General features: G+C 41.4%; 25 protein-coding genes. 5 read left to right on the top strand and 20 right to left on the bottom strand.

Going from position 1 to position 22,653, the window contains the following annotated elements; all coding sequences use genetic code 11:
- Nucleotides 1–108: 108 nt before the first annotated feature.
- Entirely contained in the window at nt 109–1,545 is a 1,437-nt protein-coding gene (locus KIH23_RS12670) for an MFS transporter (protein ID WP_213213870.1), read from the top strand.
- 42 nt (nt 1,546–1,587) lie between these two features.
- Here the strand turns inward: KIH23_RS12670 and KIH23_RS12665 are convergent, their stop codons facing one another.
- From KIH23_RS12665 to KIH23_RS12645, 5 genes are all read right to left on the bottom strand, one after another.
- Nucleotides 1,588–1,833: a hypothetical protein gene (locus KIH23_RS12665; protein WP_213213869.1), complete on the bottom strand. Its 246-nt coding sequence runs from the start codon at nt 1,831–1,833 to the stop codon at nt 1,588–1,590.
- Nucleotides 1,834–1,911: 78 nt separating this feature from the next.
- Nucleotides 1,912–2,715, bottom strand: a complete 804-nt coding sequence (locus KIH23_RS12660) for a hypothetical protein (protein WP_213213921.1) — start codon at nt 2,713–2,715, stop codon at nt 1,912–1,914.
- A 53-nt stretch (nt 2,716–2,768) separates the two neighbouring features.
- On the bottom strand, nt 2,769–3,587 hold the full coding sequence (gene kdsA / locus KIH23_RS12655) for a 3-deoxy-8-phosphooctulonate synthase (RefSeq protein WP_213213868.1): 819 nt from the start codon (nt 3,585–3,587) through the stop codon (nt 2,769–2,771).
- Between the two features lie 95 nt (nt 3,588–3,682).
- Nucleotides 3,683–4,138 carry a 2-dehydro-3-deoxyphosphooctonate aldolase gene (locus tag KIH23_RS12650; protein WP_213213867.1) on the bottom strand — a complete coding sequence of 152 codons (456 nt, stop codon included), beginning with the start codon at nt 4,136–4,138 and terminating at the stop codon, nt 3,683–3,685.
- Nucleotides 4,135–4,623 carry a DUF4199 domain-containing protein gene (locus tag KIH23_RS12645; RefSeq protein WP_213213866.1) on the bottom strand — a complete coding sequence of 163 codons (489 nt, stop codon included), beginning with the start codon at nt 4,621–4,623 and terminating at the stop codon, nt 4,135–4,137. The genes KIH23_RS12650 and KIH23_RS12645 overlap by 4 nt, the downstream gene beginning before the upstream one ends.
- Before the next feature lie 95 nt (nt 4,624–4,718).
- On the opposite strand from KIH23_RS12645, the gene KIH23_RS12640 reads away from it, so the two are divergent.
- The 3 genes from KIH23_RS12640 to KIH23_RS12630 all read left to right on the top strand — a co-directional run bounded on the left by KIH23_RS12640 (nt 4,719) and on the right by KIH23_RS12630 (nt 6,041).
- Nucleotides 4,719–5,276: a YeeE/YedE family protein gene (locus KIH23_RS12640; protein WP_213213865.1), complete on the top strand. Its 558-nt coding sequence runs from the start codon at nt 4,719–4,721 to the stop codon at nt 5,274–5,276.
- Nucleotide 5,277: 1 nt separating this feature from the next.
- A complete protein-coding gene (locus KIH23_RS12635) occupies nt 5,278–5,691 on the top strand; it encodes a DUF6691 family protein (protein ID WP_213213864.1) in 414 nt (137 codons plus the stop codon).
- 74 nt (nt 5,692–5,765) lie between these two features.
- A complete protein-coding gene (locus tag KIH23_RS12630; RefSeq protein WP_213213863.1) occupies nt 5,766–6,041 on the top strand; it encodes a heavy-metal-associated domain-containing protein in 276 nt (91 codons plus the stop codon).
- On the opposite strand, the gene KIH23_RS12625 is transcribed toward KIH23_RS12630, so the two are convergent.
- Genes KIH23_RS12625 through KIH23_RS12595 form a run of 7 tightly spaced genes read right to left on the bottom strand, consistent with a single transcriptional unit; the run spans nt 6,038 to nt 10,509 of the window.
- On the bottom strand, nt 6,038–6,313 hold the full coding sequence (locus KIH23_RS12625) for an ATP-dependent Clp protease adaptor ClpS (protein WP_213213862.1): 276 nt from the start codon (nt 6,311–6,313) through the stop codon (nt 6,038–6,040). The two genes, KIH23_RS12630 and KIH23_RS12625, sit on opposite strands and share 4 nt — an antisense overlap.
- 24 nt (nt 6,314–6,337) lie before the next feature.
- Nucleotides 6,338–7,171, bottom strand: coding sequence for a 50S ribosomal protein L11 methyltransferase (gene prmA / locus KIH23_RS12620; RefSeq protein WP_213213861.1), 834 nt, complete (start codon nt 7,169–7,171; stop codon nt 6,338–6,340).
- Nucleotides 7,172–7,189: 18 nt separating this feature from the next.
- Nucleotides 7,190–7,945, bottom strand: coding sequence for a triose-phosphate isomerase (tpiA, locus tag KIH23_RS12615; protein ID WP_213213860.1), 756 nt, complete (start codon nt 7,943–7,945; stop codon nt 7,190–7,192).
- Complete coding sequence (locus KIH23_RS12610; RefSeq protein WP_213213859.1) at nt 7,945–8,439, bottom strand: TlpA family protein disulfide reductase; 495 nt, start codon at nt 8,437–8,439, stop codon at nt 7,945–7,947. Before KIH23_RS12610 ends, tpiA begins: the two co-directional genes overlap by 1 nt.
- Nucleotides 8,440–8,464: 25 nt before the next feature.
- Nucleotides 8,465–8,815 (bottom strand): hypothetical protein, encoded by a 351-nt coding sequence (locus KIH23_RS12605; RefSeq protein ID WP_213213858.1) that lies wholly within the window; start codon nt 8,813–8,815, stop codon nt 8,465–8,467.
- A 19-nt stretch (nt 8,816–8,834) separates the two neighbouring features.
- Nucleotides 8,835–9,935: a BT_3928 family protein gene (locus tag KIH23_RS12600; RefSeq protein WP_213213857.1), complete on the bottom strand. Its 1,101-nt coding sequence runs from the start codon at nt 9,933–9,935 to the stop codon at nt 8,835–8,837.
- A 25-nt stretch (nt 9,936–9,960) separates the two neighbouring features.
- Nucleotides 9,961–10,509, bottom strand: a complete 549-nt coding sequence (locus tag KIH23_RS12595) for a DUF1599 domain-containing protein (protein ID WP_213213856.1) — start codon at nt 10,507–10,509, stop codon at nt 9,961–9,963.
- A gap of 76 nt (nt 10,510–10,585) precedes the next feature.
- Between KIH23_RS12595 and folP the strand changes: the two genes are divergently transcribed.
- Entirely contained in the window at nt 10,586–11,437 is an 852-nt protein-coding gene (gene folP / locus KIH23_RS12590) for a dihydropteroate synthase (RefSeq protein WP_213213855.1), read from the top strand.
- Here folP and rlmH read toward each other — a convergent pair whose 3' ends face one another.
- The 8 genes from rlmH to KIH23_RS12550 all read right to left on the bottom strand — a co-directional run.
- The gene (gene rlmH / locus KIH23_RS12585; RefSeq protein ID WP_213213854.1) at nt 11,438–11,911 is read right to left on the bottom strand and encodes a 23S rRNA (pseudouridine(1915)-N(3))-methyltransferase RlmH; all 474 of its coding nucleotides are present in this window, start codon (nt 11,909–11,911) and stop codon (nt 11,438–11,440) included.
- A gap of 33 nt (nt 11,912–11,944) precedes the next feature.
- A complete protein-coding gene (locus KIH23_RS12580; protein WP_213213853.1) occupies nt 11,945–12,484 on the bottom strand; it encodes a hypothetical protein in 540 nt (179 codons plus the stop codon).
- Nucleotides 12,485–12,489: 5 nt separating this feature from the next.
- On the bottom strand, nt 12,490–13,005 hold the full coding sequence (locus tag KIH23_RS12575) for a hypothetical protein (protein ID WP_213213852.1): 516 nt from the start codon (nt 13,003–13,005) through the stop codon (nt 12,490–12,492).
- Between the two features lie 32 nt (nt 13,006–13,037).
- Complete coding sequence (locus KIH23_RS12570; RefSeq protein ID WP_213213851.1) at nt 13,038–15,440, bottom strand: thiamine pyrophosphate-dependent enzyme; 2,403 nt, start codon at nt 15,438–15,440, stop codon at nt 13,038–13,040.
- 190 nt (nt 15,441–15,630) lie between these two features.
- Nucleotides 15,631–18,462 (bottom strand): aminopeptidase, encoded by a 2,832-nt coding sequence (locus KIH23_RS12565; RefSeq protein ID WP_213213850.1) that lies wholly within the window; start codon nt 18,460–18,462, stop codon nt 15,631–15,633.
- A 39-nt stretch (nt 18,463–18,501) separates the two neighbouring features.
- Nucleotides 18,502–19,230: a TIGR00730 family Rossman fold protein gene (locus KIH23_RS12560; protein ID WP_213213849.1), complete on the bottom strand. Its 729-nt coding sequence runs from the start codon at nt 19,228–19,230 to the stop codon at nt 18,502–18,504.
- 194 nt (nt 19,231–19,424) lie between these two features.
- On the bottom strand, nt 19,425–22,271 hold the full coding sequence (gene uvrA, locus KIH23_RS12555) for an excinuclease ABC subunit UvrA (RefSeq protein WP_213213848.1): 2,847 nt from the start codon (nt 22,269–22,271) through the stop codon (nt 19,425–19,427).
- Nucleotides 22,272–22,421: 150 nt separating this feature from the next.
- Nucleotides 22,422–22,653 (bottom strand): hypothetical protein (locus KIH23_RS12550; protein ID WP_213213847.1); only part of this gene is annotated, 232 nt, incomplete at its 5' end.

Below are 22,653 nucleotides of genomic sequence, written 5' to 3'. Positions count from 1 at the left end.
TTAATATCTGGTCAATAACTCTGTAGGAATTCATCAGTATGCAATTGTTAAAATGATATCTTTAACAAAATAAACGAATAACCACTTAACCAAAACAAAACCAAAATTATGAGTTCAGAAAGCGTAAAAACCAATTGGGCACAGTTTGTTCCTTTGGCCTCAGTATTCTTTTTCTGGGGCTTCGTTGCTGCAAGTAACGATATTTTGATTCCCGTATTTAAAAAAGCTTTTGATTTAACCCAAGGGCAAAGTCAGTTGGTATCGGTTGCTTTTTATGTAGCTTATACCGTGGGTTCAATTATTTATATGATTGTTTCGTACTTGACCAAAGGCGATCTCATCAATCGAATTGGTTATAAAAATGCTCTGGCGTTGGGCTTATTTATTTCGGCATTGGGCACTTTGTTGTTTTATCCTGCAGCCAATACCGGCTCGTTTCCGCTCATGTTGTCAGGTTTGTTTATTGTAGCTTTGGGTTTTTCGTTGCAGCAAACCGTTGCCAATCCGTTGGCTATAGCCTTAGGACCAATCAGCACAGGTTCACAGCGTTTGACTATGGCTGGCGGCATTAATAATCTTGGTACTACCATTGGTCCCTTGATTGTAAGTTTTGCCATTTTTGGAGCTGCTTCATCACAAAATACCGATATGAGTATTGAAAGTGTCAAGATTCCGTACTTGGTTTTGGGCGCAGCTTTTTTGATTGTAGCTGTCTTGCTCAAGATGTCATCTATTCCAGATCGTCCACAAGCTGTTGTTGAAGAAAATATTGAATCAACTTCGGTGCGTAAATCGGCTTTGAATTATCCGCAATTGGTGTTGGGTATGATTGGTATTTTTGTGTATGTAGGGGTAGAGGTATCTACAGCGAGCAACCTTCCGGCGTATATGGAAAAAGACTTGCTTATTCAAACCAAAGACATCGCACCGTTTATTTCATTGTATTGGGCCAGTTTGATGATTGGCCGTTGGACCGGTGCAGTTGAAGCTTTTACCGACGATATGAATTTGCAAAAGATATTGCGTTTTATTGCGCCTTATTTGGCCTTTGGTGTTTTCTTGGGCGTTAATAAGTTTATGGAGCATGATTTAACACCTTTTTATGTGTATGCCTTGGTGATTTTGGTGTTGATTTTTGCCGATATGGCCAGTAAAGGAAATCCTGCGCGAATGTTACTTATATTCTCAGTTTTGGGTATAGCAGCCTTATTACTCGGTATGTCAACCACCGGAATGATGAGTGTTTATGCCTTTACCAGTGTAGGTTTGTTTTGTAGTACACTTTGGCCGTGTATTTTTACTTTAGCCATCAGCGGATTGGGTAAAAATACCAGTCAGGGCAGTAGCTTTTTGATTATGATGATTATGGGGGGTGGTATCATCAGTTGGTTACAAGGTTATATGGCCGATTTGACCAGTATTCACGCCAGTTATATTGTTGGTGTGTTGTGTTTTGCGTACTTAGCTTTTTATGCTTGGAAGGTTTCAGCAATACTCAAAGCACAAGGTATTGATTTTGACCAGAAGATAAGTGGAGGTCACTAACCTTAGAAATAAAAAAAATCCCGCTCATTAAGCGGGATTTTTTTATTTGTTTTGCTTGTATCTTTTATCCGGAGTTCCATCTTTTTTGAGTACTACTTCTTTGGCTTGTTTGTATCGCTTGTCCGGCGTTCCGTCTTTCTTTAAAACAACCTTGGCGTCTTTAGAGGCTTTGTCAGTTGCTTTTTTTACTTCTTTTTTTACTTGTTGAGTTGCTTTTTTTGCTTCTTGAGCTTGTGTGCTCAAAGTAAAGCCAAGCAAGGCAACAGCAGCTAAAATTAATTTTCTCATGGTTTTAAAAGTTTAAGATTGATGAGCTAATTTATAAAACTATCCAACTATTTTAGTAGTCAAAATCCTAAATTATACTTAAACTTTAAAGATGCCGCCAAAGACAATCATTCGTTCAACAAAAGTAAAATGTTGTGAGGCTCTATCAGCCGGATCGTCTGTGGTTCTGATGTCAGGCATATCTATATATCCTGTTTTTAATTCACCTTGTACATAAAAATGTTTTAAGAAAGTAATGTTGATTCCGGCTTTGGCTGAAATTCCATAACCTGAAACGTGAAAGTCATCGTGACGTTCTTTACCCAATAATTTGGTATTGGTTTTAGGATAAAGAAAACCTCCTCCCAAACCTTCGGTCAAATTAATTTGAATCATATCGGTATCAGTAATGCCCAAAAATTTCGAAACATCATCAAAACGAGCTACTTCGGCATTGATGTAATTCAAACCATCGGTATGCTCAAAAGTTAAGAAATCTTCTGAAAGCCAAACTTGACCATTGGGCCATGTTTCACCATAAGTGCCCGCATTGGGATAATAACCTTTTATGTTGACGTTTCGGTCTTGATACATCACATATTTCATGTGGTCTAATCCAAGTGAAACACTGTAATGATCACTCACAAAATAACCCATTCTAAAATTGGTTTGCGGAATCGTCATACGTGCCGGATTGATAAAATCAATATGCCAGCCTTTGGGTTTGTCATGGGCGCTCACGTCATACAAAGTGAAATTGTAGTTGTCGCCTTTAAAAGTAATATCTGAACGGCTATAGCTTTCGCGGTTGCCGCCCCAGTGCACAAAGAATTTACCTTTGTTGTGTGCGGTGTATTTTTCTTGAATTTTAAGATCTTGCGACCAAACATTACTGCACAGCATGGCCAGAAGAAATGCTGTGAAAAGAGTAGATTTTTTCAAAACAACGATTTGATTTAAAATGATTGAACAGTTTTACGGATAGCGACCAGTTTGTTCATCAGGCCTTCAAATAAATCAAGGTGTAGCATATTGGCACCATCACTTTTAGCATTGGCCGGGTCAAAATGGGTTTCAATAAAAATTCCATCGACTCCAACAGCAATTCCTGCTTTGGCAATAGTTTCAATCATGTCCGGACGACCTCCGGTTACACCAGCTGTTTGATTGGGTTGTTGTAAAGAGTGGGTAACATCCAGTACGGTTGTGGCAAATTGTTGCATGGTTGGGATTCCTCTGAAATCAACAATCATATCTTGATAGCCAAACATGCTACCGCGATCGGTAACCATCACGTTTTGGTTCTGACAATCAAGTACTTTTTGCACCGCATGTTTCATGCTTTCAGGGCTCATGAACTGGCCTTTTTTAAGGTTGACGGTTCTTCCGGTATTCGCGGCAGCCACAACCAGATCAGTTTGTCTGACCAAAAAAGCAGGAATCTGTAAAACATCTACATACTGAGCAGCCTTGTCGGCATCTTCGTTGGTGTGAATATCGGTAACTGTTGGCACTTGAAAAGTCTCAGAAACTTTGCGTAAAATTTTAAGTGCTTTCTCATCGCCAATGCCTGAAAAACTATCAATTCTTGAGCGATTGGCCTTTTTAAATGAACCTTTAAAAACGTACGGAATTTGAAGTTTGTCAGAAATACCGGTGAGCTTTTCGGCTATGCGAAGAGCCATTTCTTCGCCTTCAATAGCACAAGGACCGGCCAATAAGAAAAAGTTACCACTTTCGGTATGTTTGATTTGCGGGATGTTTTGGATGTTCATATGCAGATTTTGATGCCGCAAAGATACTCAAAGACTGATGAATTTAGAATGAAGACAGTCGTTTTTTTAAGTAAGATTTAGCACAGCTTAACGGCTTATTCTTTTTGCAAACTAAGCCCCACCGGAACCATCAGAGCACCTTTTTCAAAACCGTTCAAATATAACTTTACCGGTTCTTTTTGCCCTGGCCATGTCAGTTCGTAAATATTGAGTGAGCCAGCACCCATTTCATTTCTTTTGGTTGGAAATGGGCAACATTTGTCGATTTTTTTATAGCTGATTACTTCGCCTTTGGGGCCGGCCAATGCATTCAAGAATCGCTGTTCGTTGAGTTCAGGGTTGGCCGAATTGAGGTAAAAAACATTGATAGGGTATTCCTCATTATATCCGTACAACGCATCCTTGCTGTAGAGGGTAAGGACAAACGCATTTTTTACCTTATTTAACTGAGGTGTCGGAGCGTTGTCATCAACATTTTTTATCGTTGATTTGGTACTCACACAACTCAAGGTCATCAGACCCAGAACAAAAAGAATCCACTGCTTTTTCATGATTTCTGAGGTTTGGTTTTGAGCAATAACGCAACAACAGCCGAGGTTATTACACCCATCGATAACGCATTAAAAATAGCCATGATGGTGTAGCTATTCATATTAAAAAACATTTCGGCTTGGGCTTGTTTCATGTGTTTGCTTTGCACAGCATATTCAATCATGTGTTCAAAGAAAGTAGGTGAGATGTAGTTATAGCCCACATACTGTACCATCGGAACCAAAGCCGTGATCAGAAATGTCAAGGCAATGCCTGAAACGGTTCCTTGCTTCCAATCCATTTGCCCAAGGTAATAGTTCTTTTTTTTGTCGCGCAGAGCCAAATAGTATATCGTTACCGCTACAAAAGCAAAAAGATTAGTGTAGATGGCTTGTTGGGCTATTTTTTCGTCGTGTAAACCCAAGCTTTTTTCAACAATTAGCCATACCAATGAAAGCAAACTAAACTGAATGGCCCATTTAAACTCGATGGTAAACTTTTTCATAAGGCAGATGTAAAAATCGAATCAAAAATAGCAGATTCCGCTCATTTAAATTCAAAAACCAATTGAATTGTTATTTTTGTCAAAAACAATTCTACATGGAAATACTTTTTCACACTTGGCATTGGGCCATTGCCGGGTTTTTAATTGCTGTGATTATGCTGGTGCTCAATTATTTCGGAAAAGTTTTCGGAATGTCATCTAACCTTCGTTCGCTTTGTACTTTGGCCGGAGGTGATAAATGTGCCGAGTTTTTCAGGTTTGATGTCAAGTCACAATACTGGAATTTACTGGTATTGGTCGGAGCCATGTTTGGCGGATTTGTAGCGGTGCATTATATGAGTGATCCGAGTAATGTAACATTGAATCCGCAAACTATTGTACAATTGCAAGCTATGGGTGTTGAAGCACCCAACGGTAAACTGCTTCCAGATGCTTTGTTTGGCAATCAGGTGTTTACCTCTGCTAAAATGATTGTTATTTTACTTATTGGAGGTTTGCTCATCGGATTTGGCTCTCGCTATGCCGGAGGCTGTACTTCTGGCCACGCCATTGCCGGAATGAGCAATTTACAACGCCAGTCGCTTAAGGCAGTAGTTGGTTTTTTTATCGGCGGACTCATTATGTCGCATTTTATTTTGCCCTTAATTTTTTAGTATGAAAAGTATTAAATTCATCATTGTCGGATTTATTTTCGGCATTGTACTTACCAAGGCCGAAGCCGTTTCGTGGTACCGTATTTATGAAATGTTTCAGTTTCAGTCGTTTCATATGTTTGGTATTATCATGGTAGCCATTGCAACAGGTGTGGTGGGCATTCAACTCATCAAAAGGTTTGAAGTCAAAAGCATCGAGGGCGAACCTATTAAAATTGCCGACAAAGAAAAAGGTTCTTTTAGATATTGGATTGGCGGATTGATTTTCGGATTGGGCTGGGCATTGGCAGGCGCTTGTCCGGGGCCTATCTTTATTTTAATCGGAGCCGGATTCTGGCCCGTATTATTGGTGTTAGCCGGCGCTTTGTTGGGTACTTTTTTATACGGACTCATCAAAGATCAATTGCCTCATTAATTTTTTTAAAAGGTGACAAATGTTACCTTTTATGGGTGTCCTGCGCTTTAATTTTGTTTAAAAATAGAGGCTTTATGGAACACATTCTTTTAACCGTTCAAAATCTTAAATGTGGCGGTTGTGCCCACACCATTACCAAAAAGTTATCGGCTCTTGAAGCACTTCAAGATGTTTTGGTTGATGCTGATAACAACACAGTAGCTTTTTCATACACCCAACAAAATGATTTAGACCAAGCCAAAAAGGTTCTGGCAGAGATCGGTTACCCCATTGTAGGCGAGGCCAATCCGCTGAGCGCTAAAGCCCAATCTTTTGTGAGTTGTGCTGTGGGAAGAATTTCTAAAAATTAAATCAACTCGGCGCTGAGTCCGGCATTGAGCAATTGCAAACACTGAGGCTTGAGCTCGTCAAACGAACCGGTTTTAACGGTACATTTTCCGGTATAATGTACTAAAATAGCACATTGTTCAGCTTGTTCTGAGGTGTGTCTGCACACGTGAATAAGCGTATCGATAACGTGGTCAAAGGTGTTTACATCGTCGTTATACAATACAATTTCATTCTGAGTTCCTACTTCTTCAAGGGTCAGAGTGCTTTCTTGTATTTTTTCGATGGTAGCCATCAGTTGTAGTTTTTTTGAGTGATACTAATTTACATATTTCAATGAAACCCAGTTGTTTCTTTCAAGCTTTTTCACAAAGCGCAAGCCCAACTCGGTACAACAAGCATCAATAGCCGGAATATCTTCCTGATAAAAACCGCTCAAAAGCAAAACGGCATTCGGGTTCATACATTGTACATAAGCTGCCATATCGTTGAGCAAAATATTGCGGTTGATGTTGGCAATAATCAAATCGTATTTTTGATTCACGAGCATCGAAGCATCGCCTTCATATACTTTTATGTTGGCAATCTGGTTGCGCTCGGCATTTTCAATCGAATTCAGATAACACCAATTGTCAATGTCAATGGCATCAATAGGGTCGGCACCTTTCATTGATGCTAAAATAGCCAGAATGGCTGTGCCACAACCCATGTCTAAAGTCGATTTGCCTTGTACATCCATGTCCAGCAAATGCTGAATCATCATGTGTGTGGTTTCGTGGTGTCCGGTTCCGAAACTCATTTTAGGCTCAATCACAATGTCAAATTGCGCCTCGGTTTTGGCATGAAATGGTGCTCTGATGTGGCAGATACCATCTACATCAATCGGGTCAAAGTTTTTTTCCCAAGCTTCATTCCAGTTGATTTGTTCAATTTCTTCAACGGTATAGCTCGCCGTAAATTCAGTTGATTGCAAAACAAATAAATCGTCAAGCAAACCTTCATGCCACAACGATTTTTGTATATAAGCCGTTACGCCAAAATCAGTTTCTACAAAGCTTTCAAAAGGCAATTCGCCCAATTCGGCAATGAGTATTTCCGAACCCATTTCTTTGGGCTCAATGGTAAAGTGATATCCGAGATAAATATTTGACATGTGGTTGTTTTAAATCAATTAGCCTGCTGCGTTTACAATAGCAGCAAAATCAGCTGCTTTGAGCGCAGCTCCACCAATGAGTCCGCCATCTACATCGGGTTTTGAAAAAATCTCACCTGCATTATCAGGTTTTACACTGCCTCCGTATAATATAGCTGTGTTATCAGCCACTTCTTGACCATATTGTTGGCGTATGGTAGTTCTAATGAATTCGTGCATTTCTTGTGCTTGCTCGGGCGAGGCTGTTTCTCCGGTTCCGATGGCCCAAACAGGTTCATAAGCCAATACGATGTTTTCCCAGGCAGTTGCTTCTAACTGAAACAAACCGTTGCGCAACTGATTTTCAACCACGGCAAAATGTTGTTTTTCTTGACGTTCTTTAAGCTCTTCACCAAAGCAAAAAATCACCCGCATGTGGTATTTTAAGGCTTGGTTTACTTTGGCTGCGATAATCGCATCGGTTTCACCAAAAAGTGAACGTCTTTCAGAATGGCCTAAAATAACGGTGTGTACACCAATGCTTTTGAGCATATCTGCCGAAATCTCTCCGGTAAAAGCGCCGTTTTCGGCTTGATGCATATTTTGAGCGGCTACCGAAATATTGGTAAACTCTAAATGTTCTACCGCCGATGCCAAATTGATAAAGGTAGGCGCTACGATAATTTCAACCTCTTTATCGGTCGGAAGTTGATTGATTAAATCGTTGAGCAAATCTTCGGTTTCCTCGGCATTTTTATTCATTTTCCAGTTACCGGCTACAATTGGGTGTCTCATTATTTTAGGGAATTTAAAGTCTTGTCAATGGTTTCAAAGTCTGTTTCGATGGCTCGATATAAAACTATTTTACCTTTTTTGTCTACCACTATATAACGCGGAATCCAATCGAGGTTTATGGCCGATCCAAAAACACCTTTCATGCCGTCGTTGGCTAGGTAATGGTCGCCTATAAGCTCATGTTTTTCAATGCCGAGTTTCCATTTCTCAGGCGTTTTATCCATTGAGATAAAAACATATTCAACCTCCGGATGATTGGCCTGTAGTTCTTTTACTTTAGGCATGGCCTTGACACAATCGCTACACCATGAAGCCCAGCATTCAATCACTAAAGTTTTGCCTTTGTGTTTTTTGAGTACTTCTTTAAAAGCGGTTTGCTCGCCTTCAGAATGAAGCAATGTTTCTTTTAAAGCCGTTTTTGAAAATTCAGATTGTGCCTGTGTGCAAGCTGCCGTAACCACAACCATCAGTAAGCAAGTCAATACGTTTTTCATCAGTTACAGTTTGTCGTTTGGGTTGTTAAGCATCAGTTTCAACTTCTTGGGTGTGTTTTTTTCGGGTAGAGATTTTCTCTTTATAGTCTTCATCTAAAAAGATATGCTTGGTTTTTTTTCGTTTCTTCGGAAAATACTGTCGCTTGATGGTAACCAGCATTATAATTCCGGCAACGGCAATAATGGTACAGCCCAAAACAATGTTAAAGGTGGCACCAAGGGGCGGTTCTTCAATGGCTGCTACATAATTAAGAATGTAATGACCCACAAATAGCGAAAGAAAACAAGCAAGAATAATGTTGTTGTTTCGTTTTTTCTTTTCTCTTCGAATACGCTCAATACTGGTCGAAGATTTTCTACTTTTAGATTCAGACATAAATCAATTCTTTAAATCTTTACAGTTTTAAGGTCGAAATATCGTTGTAATGTACTTTTTGTTTGATCGTACCTTGGTGCATTACTACGATGCTCGGGTTGGCTCTTTCTATGGTTTTGAGGGTAGTACCATCGCAGAAATAAAAGTCAAAACTATAACCAAACTCTTTCTTAACCGCGGCAATTTCATCAGCATTTGATGCGGTCATAGCGATGACTTTGTATCCGGCAGTTTTGGCTTTTTTAGTTAATCCTTCCAGTTGTTCCAAACCTTTTTTATCGGCTTTATTCAAATCGTACATCACGTACAGGAGCAGTTTAGGTTCAACCAACAATTCATCTTTGTAGTCAGAACCGTCCAACTCCATTGTAAAATCGTGTACCGGTGGTTTGTAACCTTCTGAAATTACTTTGTCAATACGCTCCACAAATTGGGCATTGGCCGGCAGGCTCATCAAATCATTTTCGGTAAAATTTTTCTTAACTCCGTTCACGTTATACACAAAAATCATTTCAACTTCGGTTTTAGGAGTACCTTCCGGGATTTCCATAGCTTTCTGAATATTGGTCCCTACTTTATAGGCTCTGAAATCTTTCAACGGCAAATGGTTCAATACCCAATACCCCATAAAGCAACACAAAACAACTGATAAGCTCACCAATGCATTTCTGAAATTATGATTGAATAACGGTTGAATCAACTTGATATTCAAAAACAAAATCAAGATGAAAAACAATAAAACCACGTCTTTGGTAAATGATTGCCAAGGTGTTAATTTGAGCGCATCACCAAAACATCCGCAATCAGTAACTTTGTTAAAGTAAGCAGAATAGAAAGTCAAAAAGGTAAAGAAAACAATCATCAAGAGCAAGCTCCAAACGGTAAATTTGTTTTTAAAACCAAGCAATAGCATGATTCCTAAGGCAGTTTCAAAAATAACTACAAATAGGGCTATGGCCAGTGAATACGGAACAAATACAGGTAAGTTCAGCACCGTTTCGCTAAAATATTCTGAGAGTTTATACGAAAATCCTACCGGGTCATTGAGCTTGATCAGACCAGAGATAATGAACAAAAGCCCTACAAATATTCTTGAAAAGTGAACGAGAAATTTTTTCATTTTGGGTGGTTTGAGTGGGAAAATATTAAAGGTTGTTTTTTTGTCCCATCAAAATGAGCGCAAAAACAGCATAGTTAATCATGTCTTGATAATTGGCATCTATACCTTCAGAAACCAAAGTTTTGCCTTGGTTGTCTTCAATTTGTTTTACCCGAAGCAATTTTTGCAAAATCAAATCAGTCAGTGAGTTGACCCGCATATCGCGCCAAGCTTCACCATAATCGTGATTTTTGGCTTCCATGAGTTTTTTGGTTTTGCTCACAATGGCATCGTATTGTTCGGTGGCTTGAGCCGTATCAAGGTCAGGCTGCTCAGAAACGCCCAATTCCAATTGAATCAGTGCCATAATAGCATAATTGATAATGCCAATAAACTCTGATTTTTCGTCTTCTTGAATCTTGCGCACTTCATTTTGCTGTAAACTGCGAATGCGCTGAGCCTTGATAAATATTTGATCGGTAAGCGATGGAAGCCTGAGGATTCGCCACGCACTGCCGTAATCAGTCATTTTGTGTATAAAAAGGTTACGACACAAATCAATGATTTGGTCATATTCCTGAGAAGTTTTCTTCATTATCTTTGTGTGCAATTTTTTAAACTTTAATTCCGTTGAGGCTCACGGTCTCGCGTCAAAAATAGAACTTTTTTTAATGTTCACAAAGCCAAATAACAACCATTTTTACTTGAACTGTCGCGGACAGCTCTTGAGTCTTGCACAACCCAAAGTCATGGGGATACTTAACCTTACCCCAGATTCGTTTTTTGACGGAGGCCAATACACGCAAAAAGCGCATTATTTAGCGCAAACTGAAAAGATGCTTGCTGAGGGCGCTGATATGATTGATGTTGGTGCTGCTTCAACCCGCCCAGGTGCTGATTTACTCACTGCTGAGCAAGAAATCCAACGTTTGTTGCCGGCCCTTGAGGCTATTAAAAAAGAGTTTCCAAAAGCAGTTATCTCGGTTGATACTTTTCAGAGCAGCGTGGCGCATGCAGCTCTTGAGTGCGGAGCCGATATCATCAATGATATTTCAGCAGGTTTTTTAGATGAGGCGATGATGCACGTTGTAGCGCAACACAAAGTTCCGTACATCATGATGCACATGCGCGGAAATCCGCAGACTATGGCCGCACTTACTACCTATGATGATTTACTCAAAGAAATGAATATTTATTTTGCCGAGAGAATTCAAAAAGCACGCTCATTGGGCATCAATGATTTGGTGATTGACCCCGGATTTGGTTTTGCCAAAACGGCCCAACAGAATTTTGAAATTTTGCAAAAACTCGAATTATTCAACTTTCACGAATTGCCTATTTTGGCCGGTTTGTCGCGTAAGTCAATGATATATAAAACACTCAATGTCAGCCCTGAAGATTCTTTAACAGGAACCATAGCCTTAAACATGACGGCCTTGCAGAAAGGTGCCAAAATACTGCGTGTTCACGACGTAAAACCCGCTGTTCAAACCGTATCGCTTTTTGCTCAAATGGAAATGTAACTACTGATGATGATAAGGCTCGTTGCGCAAAATCGTAAAGCCTCGGTAAAGTTGTTCTACAAAAAACAAGCGCACCATTTGATGCGAAAAAGTCATCTTTGAAAGTGAAATTTTTCCTTGTGCTACACTGTAGACAGCTTCTGAAAAGCCATAGGGGCCACCAATAACAAACACCAAAGTTTTAATGCCGGAATTCATCTTCTTCTGAAGCTCGGCCGAGAATTCAACACTGTTCAATGATTTGCCGTTTTCATCCAACAAAACCAGTTGGTCTGATGGGCCAATTTTAGACAAAATCAGTTCGCCTTCTTTTTCTTTTTGCTGTTGCTCACTGAGGTTTTTGACATTTTTGATGTCAGGAATTATTTCTAAATCAAACTTGATATAATGCAACAATCGCTTGGCATAATCGTCTATGAGCGATTGCAGATTTTTTTGATCGGTTTTGCCAATGGCCAGCAGTTTTATGTTCATGGGTCAACTAAAATCTGTGGCAAAGATAACAACTTAATGCACCGGTTGTGCGCTATACAATGCTTTTACCGCAGGCGCAGTCAGATTGGTTTTGTCTTGGGTGCCGTAATGAGTTGAGAAGTATTCTTTTTTGTTGATGGCCGTGAAATGCCCATACTGATTGCCAAACTTTTTCTTCTTGCTGATGATCTGAAACCGTACGCGCAACAAGTTGTTCTTTTGAAGTTTGAGCATTTCGGTTGGCGTAAAAAAGTAATACGTATTCATGGTGTTCTCACGGTTTTCGCGATGGCCTTTGTCGGTGCAAATCAGGGTTCCGCCGTCGGCTAAGTCAAGATATAGATTTCCTGATATAAAAGCGTTTTCATCATGGGCCGGCATTGATATTTTAAGCAAGCCGCCTTTCTCGGTTTTGGCTATTTGCAGTTGTGTAGTTCCGTATAAAGCATATTCTTCACAAACAAAATTCCAAACTTCGGTGGTCGGATAGGTTTGGTTTTTAAAAAAAAGACTGTTTTGAGCCTGAACCAAGTTTAAGGCGCAAAAGCAGAGTATTAAGAGTTTTGTTTTCATAAAAATTAAGGAACAAATTGGTTTTTCCAATCTTTTGATTGAACCGCAGCCAATAGGTTTTGTTTGTTGACAATCATCCGAAGCTCTTTTAGTGCGTTCTTTTTGTCAAATTTAGCTTGAAAACGGTAAACAACATCATCGGTTTTACGGTTTTTGTAAGCCTCAACAAAAGTCAACCCTTTGAAGTTTCCGTATTGGGTTCTAAACTTCAAGCAAGTTTGTGTCATGCGCTTAACGGTCATATTCTTGATGACTTTGGCAGTTGCATCTTTTGAGGTTAGGGGTTTTAAATGCGAGGTGTTGCAGGTTGACAAAATTTGTTTGCCCAAAACAGCTGTTTTGTTTTGTTGGGTTGAGTCAATATCTTCGATGTCTAGTTTTTTGTATCCTTGAACGCTAGATTTGTCTTGACCGGATTTACAAGCCAGCACTAATACAGCCAGTAAAAAGAGCAACAGTTTTTTCATAGTCGGGGCCATTTCAAAAACATAACGCAATGATTTTTGATTTATTGGATGCATACAAAAATCCCCGGTTTAGGCCGGGGAAGTTGTTAGTATAAGGCAGGATATTGCTTCGGATTGACCTCATGCATCATCGCATAGACTTTTTCGTATATATCTTCAACCGATGGTTTTGAAAAATAATCACCGTCGGTGCCATAAGCCGGTCGGTGTGGTTGTGCGCTCAAAGCTTGCGGTTTGCTGTCAAGATATTCGTAGGCGTTTTGCTCATCAATAACTTGTTGTAAAATATAAGCCGATGCACCCCCCGGAACGTCTTCATCAACAACCAATAAACGGTTGGTTTTCATCACGCTTTTGGCAATGTCGTGTTTGAGGTCAAAAGGCAATAATGATTGTGCGTCGATGATTTCGCAGTCAATGCCAATTTCGAGTAATTCTTTGGCAGCTTGTTCTACCAGGCGCAAAGTTGAGCCGTATGATACCAAAGTAATATCAGTACCTTCTTTGATGGTTTCAACCACGCCAATCGGGGTTTTGAATTCGCCCAAATTGGTAGGCATTTTTTCTTTGAGCCTATAGCCGTTCAAACACTCTACAATCAAAGCCGGTTCGTCAGCTTGCATCAGGGTGTTGTAAAATCCGGCAGCCTTGGTCATGTTTCTCGGCACCAAAACATGCATACCGCGCAAGGCGTGAATAATCATGCCCATCGGAGAGCCCGAATGCCAAATGCCTTCTAAGCGGTGACCGCGGGTTCTGACAATCAGCGGTGCTTTTTGGTTTCCTTGGGTACGGTATTGCAAGGTGGCTAAATCATCGCTCATAATCTGCAAAGCATACAGCAAATAATCCAGGTATTGAATCTCGGCAATCGGACGCAAGCCGCGCATGGCCATACCAATGCCTTGCCCTAAAATGGTTGCCTCGCGAATACCGGCATCGGCCACGCGCAAAGCGCCGTATTTTTCTTGCATGCCTTCTAAACCTTGATTTACATCGCCAATATTCCCGGAGTCTTCCCCAAAAATAAGTGCTTGCGGATATTTGCTAAACAAAGCGTCAAAATTATCTCTGAGCACCACACGAGCATCGGCGTCTTCTGAATTTTCATCATACTCGGGTTTGACCTCTGCAATAGACAAGGCATTCTGAGCCGAAGCTGAATGTAGGTGCGAACTGTATTTGGGTTGAATTTGATTCGTGTAGTTTTTGATCCATTGCGCTAGTTGCGGTTGTCCGCTTTCGCCATTAATCATACGCAAAACCTTGCGCGCCAATACGACCAAATCTTTACGTCCGGGCTCTTTAACAGCAGCCAAATCGTTGGCGTATTTTTCAATGAATACTTTATTATCGCTCTGTGCGGCTACCTGCAAAAGCAAAGTACACAATTCCTGTTGCTCGTTTTTGATGGGGTTGATAAAAGCATTCCAAGCATTCTTTTTACCTTCTAAAACTGCTTTTTTGGCTTCGGTCTCAATATCATCAAGTTCGGCTTCAGTAGCAATATTAAAGCTCAACATCCACAAACGCATTTGTCTGATGCAGTCAAACTCGGCTTCCCAAGCCAATCGGTCGGCATTTTTGTATCGCTCGTGTGAACCTGAAGTTGAGTGGCCTTGCGGTTGAGTGAGTTCGCGCACGTGCAGCATCACCGGAACATGCTCGGTACGGGCAATTTTAGAAGCGCGTTCAAAAGCAGCCACCAATTCGGCATAATCCCATCCTTTAACACGGATGATTTCATAGCCTTTGGTTTGCTCGTCGCGTTGAAATCCGCCCAGAATTTCTGAAATGTTCTCTTTGGTGGTTTGGTGGCGCGCGTGCACAGAAATGCCGTATTCGTCGTCCCAAACACAAATCACCATCGGCACTTGTAAAACACCGGCAGCATTGATGGTTTCAAAAAACAAGCCTTCTGAAGTACTGGCATTGCCAATCGTACCCCAAGCTACTTCGTTTCCGTCTTTTGAGAACAAACTGCTGTCAATACCAGAAACTTCTCTGTATATTTTTGAGGCCTGAGCCAAACCTAGTAAGCGCGGCATTTGTCCGGCCGTAGGAGAGATGTCGGCGCTCGAGTTTTTTTGTTCGGTCAGGTTTTTCCAACTTCCGTCGGTGTTCAAACTTTTGGTCGCAAAGTGACCGCCCATTTGACGTCCGGCGCTCATCGGGTCAAATTCAATGTCCGGATGGCCGTATAGCCCGGCAAAAAACTGCTCAATACTGAGTTGACCAATGGCCATCATAAAAGTCTGATCGCGGTAATAACCTGATCTGAAATCCCCGTTTTTAAACGCCTTAGCCATCGCTAGTTGCGGCACTTCTTTTCCGTCGCCAAAAATGCCAAACTTGGCTTTTCCGGTCAAGACTTCGCGTCGGCCCAGCAAACTACATTCGCGGCTGGTAACGGCTATTTTATAATCGTTGACAACTTCTTTTTTAAAGTCTTCAAAAGTCAGTGCTGTACTGGTTTCGGCTTGTGTCATAAACGGATTCACTTTTAACTTTGGCCAACAAATTTAATTAAAAAACCAATTCATTGACGGTTCGTATTTAAAATATCGTTTTTTGATAATTCGATTTTACGCCTGAATTCTCAAGGGTATTTTTTTATAATGCAATAAAACTTTTAAATGTTTGATAATTCTTTAAAAATCAGAACGTTTTTAAGAAAGGTTAGAACCATTTACGGGTAAATAAGTTCACGAGTACTTTGGGGTCAATCGTAAAAACAATACGTACTTTTTCAGGGTATTGACTTTGACTGATTTCCCAACCGTTGTTTGAATATACAGGCAGATAAAACTCAAAATAATCCGGAACCAAATTCAAGCGAATCCCACTGTCATATACAAACTTTGCCGGAGCAAGTCTGTTTTTGACCAAGCCTGCATCGCCGTAGAGTTCTATCCAATTCCAAACATTAAAACTCAAATTACTGGTTATGAGCCATTGATTCACGGTTTCAGGCGATACTTTTGATTTAAAACCGCCTTCGCCCATAATAAACTGCTGGCTAAACACACCGCTTTTTTCAGATCGGCCCAATAATTCTTGCTCAAACAAATAGTCGTTGATGCGCGTCAAACCAAAATCAAAAGCGTTGCTGTTGGTATTGCGGTTGTAGGTAAAAGCACCTGCAAACACCCGAATATCAAACTGATGGCTGTTGCTAAAGAGTTTTCTGTATTGAATCTCACCCGATACTTTACCAAAACTATTCGAGAATTGGGTGTCGGTAATCAAGTTGAATTTGTGGGCTACTTCATTGTGCGCGTCAATGTATTTAAACCCAAAAACCGAATAATTTTGAATATTGGTCTCTACCAAATAATTGGTTTGTTGTTTTTCAACAGCGCTGTATTTGAGTACAAAAGCTTGACGGTGGTTGCTTCTGAAATCACGGTCGCGGATGTTAAACGTAAGGTTCGGATTAATTTTGAAATACGAGGCATCCGGTGCGTAGTTAAACAAAGAGCTGTTGAGCGCATACCGTATGTTGTACCATTGGCTTTCGCGATTGAATTGATTGTATGCCAATGACATATGTCCTTTGAGGGCGGTGGTTTTAAATGAGTACATTGGGTTGATGTCATAACTAAACGGCCGATTCAAAATGGTTTTGTTGTGCAGGCGCAAACCCGGGGTAATACCATCGTATAAATTATACCCAATTGAGGGCACATAAATAATCTGATTGTACTCAGGGTTTTCTAAATCTTTGAGCAACGTAAATCTAAACGGCTTGTTCGGATGAATACCACCGCGCAAGGTTCTGTAATTGTTGCGTCGGTTGAATTCAGGAACCTCATTAAGATGATTCAAAGCCAGTTTGTCAAAAGTAGTGCGCGCTATAGTGAGCGTGGTATCGCGTGCAAACTGCTCAATCCATTGTTTAAAAATCACTTGTTTTTGATGCAAACCAAACAGCGGAACCGGCAATTGAACTCCGGTTTTGTTGCGTATGGTCAAGGTAACACTGTCTTGGGTCTTGGTGATGTTTTCAAAGCTAAAGTCAATCGGTTTTCGGCTGTCAATACAATGATTAAAAAACCAATCGATGCTTTTATCGGTTTGGCTTTTGAGGGCTTGTTCAAAATCAGTACGTGAGGTATTTTTGTGGGCATTAGCGGCAACAAAATCACGAAGAGCTTGGCTTAGTTTATTTTCTTCAAGATAACTGTCCAGATATTTTAAGCTCAAACCCGCATAATACTTAGTGGCTATTTTTTCGTTAAAGCGAATAAGTTGCTCACGTGACTCACCGGGCGCTTGATCTAAATTTCTGCGCGCCATGAGCAAATAAAAGTAATTGTATTGCTCGTTAAATTCGGTGCTGACCAAGTTAAAACCTCTGAGCCAACGGTATTTGTACAAGCCGCCCATCATTTTCATATCGGGGTGGTATTGCGCTACATATTGCATCATCAAATAGCTTTGAATACCATCATAAACCCAGTGTTCTTTTCTGGGGTCAAGGTGTAAACTGTTTTGTAAATAACTGTTGAGGTAGGTTTTTAAAAACTTGAGCTCAAACATAAAATCGTCTTTAAAAACACTAATAAACGAAGGCAACTGATTGAGTCCGTAAAACGGATTTCGGCTGTAATCAACCTGAGACAACGTCATTTTGCTCAGCGGATATCGGCCCAAGTGGTCTTGAACAAAATCGGCAATTTGATCAATAATCACCGCTTTTTGAATGTCGTTAAGTTTGGCGTCTTGAATATCTGTAACTACTTCTATATCATTATTTTTATAGCTGTAAAACTCAGGTTTTGGTTGAAGATAAAAACTAAAGTTAACACGTGATGTACCGGCTATGGTATACACCTTTTCAGCATTCGATTTCTCAACAGAAGTTTGACTCAAATCAGTAAATAACTCTAAATGTTCAGGCACATGCACTTCTAAATCAAAATCGGTCAAGCCATACGCAGCATCATCCAAATCGGCATTGCTGTACCGAGCAAACTTTTGGTCGCGATACAAGGCCGGCAGCAACAACCAATCGCGCAATGCATAACCGCCTTTTTCAGTATAGCCAAAATCAGTAAACCTATCGCTCGGAATTTGCAACACATAAACCAACACTATTGTTTGTTTTTGTTGGGGCAAAATAGGTTGTGCGAGATCAACTTCAATCAAATCAACTTGTTCGGGCAAACGTTCCCAGTTTAAATTTTGACCGTGGCTTGAAGCTATTTTTTCAACAGAAGTTGCGCCTAACTCTTTGGCGCGCGCAAAGTGAAAACTGCGCACAAACTCATCAGAGAAACGCTTGGCCAACAACGAACTCTTGCTTGAATAGGCGTTGTTCCAATCATTTAAAATCAGCTTTTTAAGGGTGTCGTTGCTTGAGTTAAAATAGGTGAGTTGCTGCTCAATCAAAAGCTGGTGTTTTTGATGGTCTAAAACCACTTTTGCCTGTACCCGATGTTGCGCGTTGATATACCCCGAAGCCCAAAGCATGAGCCAACACCAAAATATTTTGAGAAGAGATTTCAAGGGCATAGCATTTTGATGCTAAATATAAAAAAAGCCCGATTAAAAATTCGGGCTTAAGTTGTATTTTTTGTAGAAGTTGTCCAGTGCCTCAACCACCTCGTCTTCGGTGTCGACAATTCTGAACAAATTCATATCGTCCGGGTTGGCATTGTGCTCGCGCTCAATAATGACTTCTTTGATCCAATCTATCAAACCGGCCCAGAAATCTCTGCCCACCAAAATAATCGGAAACTTGCCAATTTTCTTGGTCTGAATGAGCGTGATGGCTTCAAAAAGTTCGTCGAGTGTACCAAAACCGCCGGGCATGACCACAAAACCTTGCGAATACTTCACAAACATCACTTTGCGCACAAAAAAGTAATCAAAGTTCAGGTTTTTGTCTTTGTCAATATACGGGTTGTAGTGTTGCTCAAAAGGCAATTCAATATTCAGACCTACCGAGGTTCCGCCGCCAAAATGCGCACCTTTGTTACCGGCTTCCATAATGCCCGGGCCACCACCGGTAATCACGCCATAACCCGCTTTACTGATTTTAAAAGCAATCTTTTCGGCCAATAAATAATATTTGTTGTCGGGCTTGGTGCGCGCCGATCCAAAAATAGACACACACGGACCAATGCGCCCCATGGTTTCATAACCATTCACAAACTCTGACATAATCTTAAAAATCGCCCACGAATCATTGGTGCGAATCTCATTCCAAGTCTTTTGTTTAAGCTTGTCTTGAATTACTTTGTCATCGTCGTTGTCAAAATCTTGAATCTTCATATAATCTATACAATTTTTAAAAATGATTAGGGCAGCTATTCCTGCTCTACGCGTTATCCCTTGCGCGCTGCGCTGCGGGGATGCTGCTTCGATCAGGGCTGCAATGCCGTTTCCGCAGAAACATCTGTTAAAAACAGCGGGCTAAATTACGCTAAAAAAATAAATTACCACTACAATTTATCTTTACACTTCCATCATGCCAACTCCCGCTTCAAAAACGGAGCGGTATAACCTTTGCCTTTTTTGACTATTTCTTCAGGTGTGCCACAGGCTACTACGGTTCCGCCGCCTTTTCCGCCTTCGGGGCCAATATCAATAATATAATCGGCCAGTTTGATCACGTCCATATTGTGTTCAATCACCAAAATCGTATTGCCTTTGTCTACGAGTTTTTGAATCACTTCCATGAGCACGCGTATGTCTTCAAAGTGCAAACCTGTGGTGGGTTCATCCAAGATATAAAACGTATTTCCGGTATCTTTTTTTGAGAGTTCACCCGCCAGTTTAATGCGCTGCGCTTCGCCGCCCGAAAGCGTGGTGCTTTGTTGCCCAAGCGTAATATAGCCCAAACCTACCTCTTGAATGGTTTTGATTTTTCGGTAAATCTTCGGAATATGCTCAAAAAACACCACCGCTTCATCCACGGTCATGTTTAAAACGTCCGAAATTGATTTGCCTTTATAGCGAATCTCTAGTGTTTCGCGGTTGAATCGTTTGCCTTGACAAGTTTCGCATTCAACATATACATCGGGCAAGAAACTCATCTCAATGGTGCGCACGCCCGAACCTTCGCAGGTTTCACATCGGCCGCCCGCCACATTAAAGCTAAATCGGCCGGCTTTATAACCGCGAATCATACTCTCAGAAGTCATGGTAAACAGATTTCTGATTTCAGAAAAAACCTCGGTATACGTGGCCGGATTTGAGCGCGGGGTTCTGCCAATCGGGCTTTGGTCAATATCAATCACTTTGTCAATATGCTCTAAACCTTCGATTTTTTTGTACGGCATGGGTTTTTTGACCGCATTAAAAAAGTGCGCGTTCAAAATAGGGTAGAGCGTTTCATTGATTAGGGTTGATTTACCCGAACCCGACACACCCGATACGCAAATAAGCTGCCCCAACGGCAATTCAATGCTCACGTTTTTGAGGTTGTTGCCCGTGGCGCCTGATAATTTTAAAAACTTTCCGTTGCCCGCTCTGCGCTTGTTCGGCACCGCAATCTCGCGTTCGCCGTTGAGGTATTGCGCTGTGAGCGTATGTTGTTTGAGGATGTCTTTGGGCGTTCCTTGACTGATGATTTCACCGCCGTGTTTGCCGGCTCTCGGGCCAATGTCAATCACATAATCAGCGCGCTCAATCATGTCTTTGTCGTGCTCGACCACCAAGACTGAGTTGCCAATATCGCGCAATTGCTCGAGTGATTTAATCAGTTTTTCGTTGTCGCGTTGGTGCAAACCAATACTGGGTTCATCTAAAATATACAACACGCCCACGAGTTGCGAACCAATCTGCGTGGCCAAACGAATGCGTTGCGCTTCACCACCCGAAAGCGATTTTGAACTGCGGCTCAGCGACAAATAATCTAAGCCCACGTTCACCAAAAAGTGCAGTCGGTCGCGAATTTCTTTGATGACTTCGGTGGCAATTTGTTTTTGTTTGTCGGTGAGTATCGCATCAATCTGATCAAACCAAGCGGCCAAATCAGCAATGTCCATTTCTGAAAGCTGCTGAATGTTTTGATTGTTGATTCTAAAATACAAAGCTTCTTTCTTGAGGCGCGAACCGTTGCACTCAGGGCAAATCACCTCGTCCATAAACTCTTTGGCCCAGCGTTTAATAGTGCTCGAACCACTTTCGTCGTGTTGGTTTTTGATGAAGTGCGAAATGCCTTCAAACTCAATTTTGTATTCTTTGGTTACGCCCAAAGTCTTCGAGGCCACGTTGAATTTCTCGCGTCCGCCATAGAGAATAATCTCCATCGCATCTTCAGGAATCTTCTCCATAGCATCGGTGATTTTAAAGCCAAAGCGCTCACCAATGGTTTCAAGTTGTTTGAATATCCAACTGTTTTTGTATTCGCCCAACGGCGCTATACCTCCGGCTTTGATTGATAACTTAGGGTTCGGAATAATCTTCTTGAGGTTGATTTCATCTACATGGCCCAAACCGTTGCAATGCGGGCAAGCGCCTTTGGGTGAGTTAAATGAAAACAAGTTCGGCTCAGGGTTTTGATACGATATACCCGTAGTTGGGCACATCAAATTGCGGCTAAAGTAGCGCACTTCATCGGTGTCTTGATCCAGAATCATCAAGATGTTGTCGCCGTGGTGCATGGCCGTTTGTATGCTTTGGGATAGGCGCAAATCATTCTGCTGAAACAGGGTGCTGTCGGGCGCTGCGTCTTCGAGTAGTAACCGATCAATCACGATTTCAATATCATGCGTTTTATAGCGGTCAAGCTTCATGCCCGGGGTAATTTCTTTGATTTCGCCATTCACGCGTACACGCAAAAATCCTTGCTTGGCTATTTGCTGAAAAAGCTCGCCGTAATGTCCTTTACGCGCACGAATCACCGGTGCTAATATATTGATGCGTTTTCCGGTAAAATGCTGCGCAATAAGTTCTTTGATTTGATCATCTGAATACGACACCATGAGCTCACCCGTGTTGTAGCTGTAGGCATCGGCGGCACGCGCAAACAACAAACGCAAAAAGTCATACACTTCGGTAATGGTGCCCACGGTAGAACGCGGACTTTTGCTCGTGGTTTTTTGCTCAATGGCAATCACCGGCGAGAGGCCATCAATCTTATCAACATCAGGGCGCTCTAATCCGCCCAAAAACTGACGTGCATAGGCCGAAAAAGTCTCTACATAACGGCGTTGCCCTTCGGCATAAATGGTGTCAAAAGCCAACGATGATTTGCCCGAACCCGAAAGTCCGGTAATAACCACGAGCTGCTCGCGCGGTATGCTGATGTCAATATTTTTGAGGTTGTGCACTCGGGCACCGAGCACTTCTATAGAATCTGTAAACATGGTTTTTTTGCAAAGCGCAAAGGTATTTATTTTCGGTTTTGTTTTGAGGTAAAGGGTGAGATAAAAATAGTGCCTGAGTTGGGAAGTGTATGAGGTTCTTCCTGCGTCGGAATGAGAAGAACGACCGCTTCGCTGTAAGACCGCTTCGCTTTAGGACAGAAGGGATATTTGTCGAATATACGATTCAAAACCAGACAGCGCCGATTTGCAATCCGTGCCAATTGGTGCCTGAGATGCTGAGAAGCTGAGATACTGAGTGCCTGAGTTGGGAAGTGTATGAGGTTCTTCCTGCGTCGGAATGAGAAGAACGACCGCTTCGCTGTAAGACCGCTTCGCTTTAGGACAGAAGGGATATTTGTCGAATATACGATTCAAAACCAGA

It is taken from the genome of Flavobacterium sp. CYK-55 (assembly GCF_018413465.1).
Classification (GTDB): Bacteria; Bacteroidota; Bacteroidia; order Flavobacteriales; family Flavobacteriaceae; genus Flavobacterium.
Note: the sequence above shows the minus strand (reverse complement) of the source record. Positions and strands in the feature narration are given on the sequence as shown.

Bases quoted from the DNA above. Each gene is read 5' to 3' on its own strand.
- KIH23_RS12670 (WP_213213870.1), top strand. From the start codon at position 109: ATGAGTTCAGAAAGCGTAAAAACCAATTGGGCACAGTTTGTTCCTTTG.
- KIH23_RS12665 (WP_213213869.1), bottom strand. From the start codon at position 1,833: ATGAGAAAATTAATTTTAGCTGCTGTTGCCTTGCTTGGCTTTACTTTG.
- KIH23_RS12660 (WP_213213921.1), bottom strand. From the start codon at position 2,715: ATGCTGTGCAGTAATGTTTGGTCGCAAGATCTTAAAATTCAAGAAAAA.
- kdsA (WP_213213868.1), bottom strand. From the start codon at position 3,587: ATGAACATCCAAAACATCCCGCAAATCAAACATACCGAAAGTGGTAAC.
- KIH23_RS12650 (WP_213213867.1), bottom strand. From the start codon at position 4,138: ATGAAAAAGCAGTGGATTCTTTTTGTTCTGGGTCTGATGACCTTGAGT.
- KIH23_RS12645 (WP_213213866.1), bottom strand. From the start codon at position 4,623: ATGAAAAAGTTTACCATCGAGTTTAAATGGGCCATTCAGTTTAGTTTG.
- KIH23_RS12640 (WP_213213865.1), top strand. From the start codon at position 4,719: ATGGAAATACTTTTTCACACTTGGCATTGGGCCATTGCCGGGTTTTTA.
- KIH23_RS12635 (WP_213213864.1), top strand. From the start codon at position 5,278: ATGAAAAGTATTAAATTCATCATTGTCGGATTTATTTTCGGCATTGTA.
- KIH23_RS12630 (WP_213213863.1), top strand. From the start codon at position 5,766: ATGGAACACATTCTTTTAACCGTTCAAAATCTTAAATGTGGCGGTTGT.
- KIH23_RS12625 (WP_213213862.1), bottom strand. From the start codon at position 6,313: ATGGCTACCATCGAAAAAATACAAGAAAGCACTCTGACCCTTGAAGAA.
- prmA (WP_213213861.1), bottom strand. From the start codon at position 7,171: ATGTCAAATATTTATCTCGGATATCACTTTACCATTGAGCCCAAAGAA.
- tpiA (WP_213213860.1), bottom strand. From the start codon at position 7,945: ATGAGACACCCAATTGTAGCCGGTAACTGGAAAATGAATAAAAATGCC.
- KIH23_RS12610 (WP_213213859.1), bottom strand. From the start codon at position 8,439: ATGAAAAACGTATTGACTTGCTTACTGATGGTTGTGGTTACGGCAGCT.
- KIH23_RS12605 (WP_213213858.1), bottom strand. From the start codon at position 8,815: ATGTCTGAATCTAAAAGTAGAAAATCTTCGACCAGTATTGAGCGTATT.
- KIH23_RS12600 (WP_213213857.1), bottom strand. From the start codon at position 9,935: ATGAAAAAATTTCTCGTTCACTTTTCAAGAATATTTGTAGGGCTTTTG.
- KIH23_RS12595 (WP_213213856.1), bottom strand. From the start codon at position 10,509: ATGAAGAAAACTTCTCAGGAATATGACCAAATCATTGATTTGTGTCGT.
- folP (WP_213213855.1), top strand. From the start codon at position 10,586: ATGTTCACAAAGCCAAATAACAACCATTTTTACTTGAACTGTCGCGGA.
- rlmH (WP_213213854.1), bottom strand. From the start codon at position 11,911: ATGAACATAAAACTGCTGGCCATTGGCAAAACCGATCAAAAAAATCTG.
- KIH23_RS12580 (WP_213213853.1), bottom strand. From the start codon at position 12,484: ATGAAAACAAAACTCTTAATACTCTGCTTTTGCGCCTTAAACTTGGTT.
- KIH23_RS12575 (WP_213213852.1), bottom strand. From the start codon at position 13,005: ATGCATCCAATAAATCAAAAATCATTGCGTTATGTTTTTGAAATGGCC.
- KIH23_RS12570 (WP_213213851.1), bottom strand. From the start codon at position 15,440: ATGACACAAGCCGAAACCAGTACAGCACTGACTTTTGAAGACTTTAAA.
- KIH23_RS12560 (WP_213213849.1), bottom strand. From the start codon at position 19,230: ATGAAGATTCAAGATTTTGACAACGACGATGACAAAGTAATTCAAGAC.
- uvrA (WP_213213848.1), bottom strand. From the start codon at position 22,271: ATGTTTACAGATTCTATAGAAGTGCTCGGTGCCCGAGTGCACAACCTC.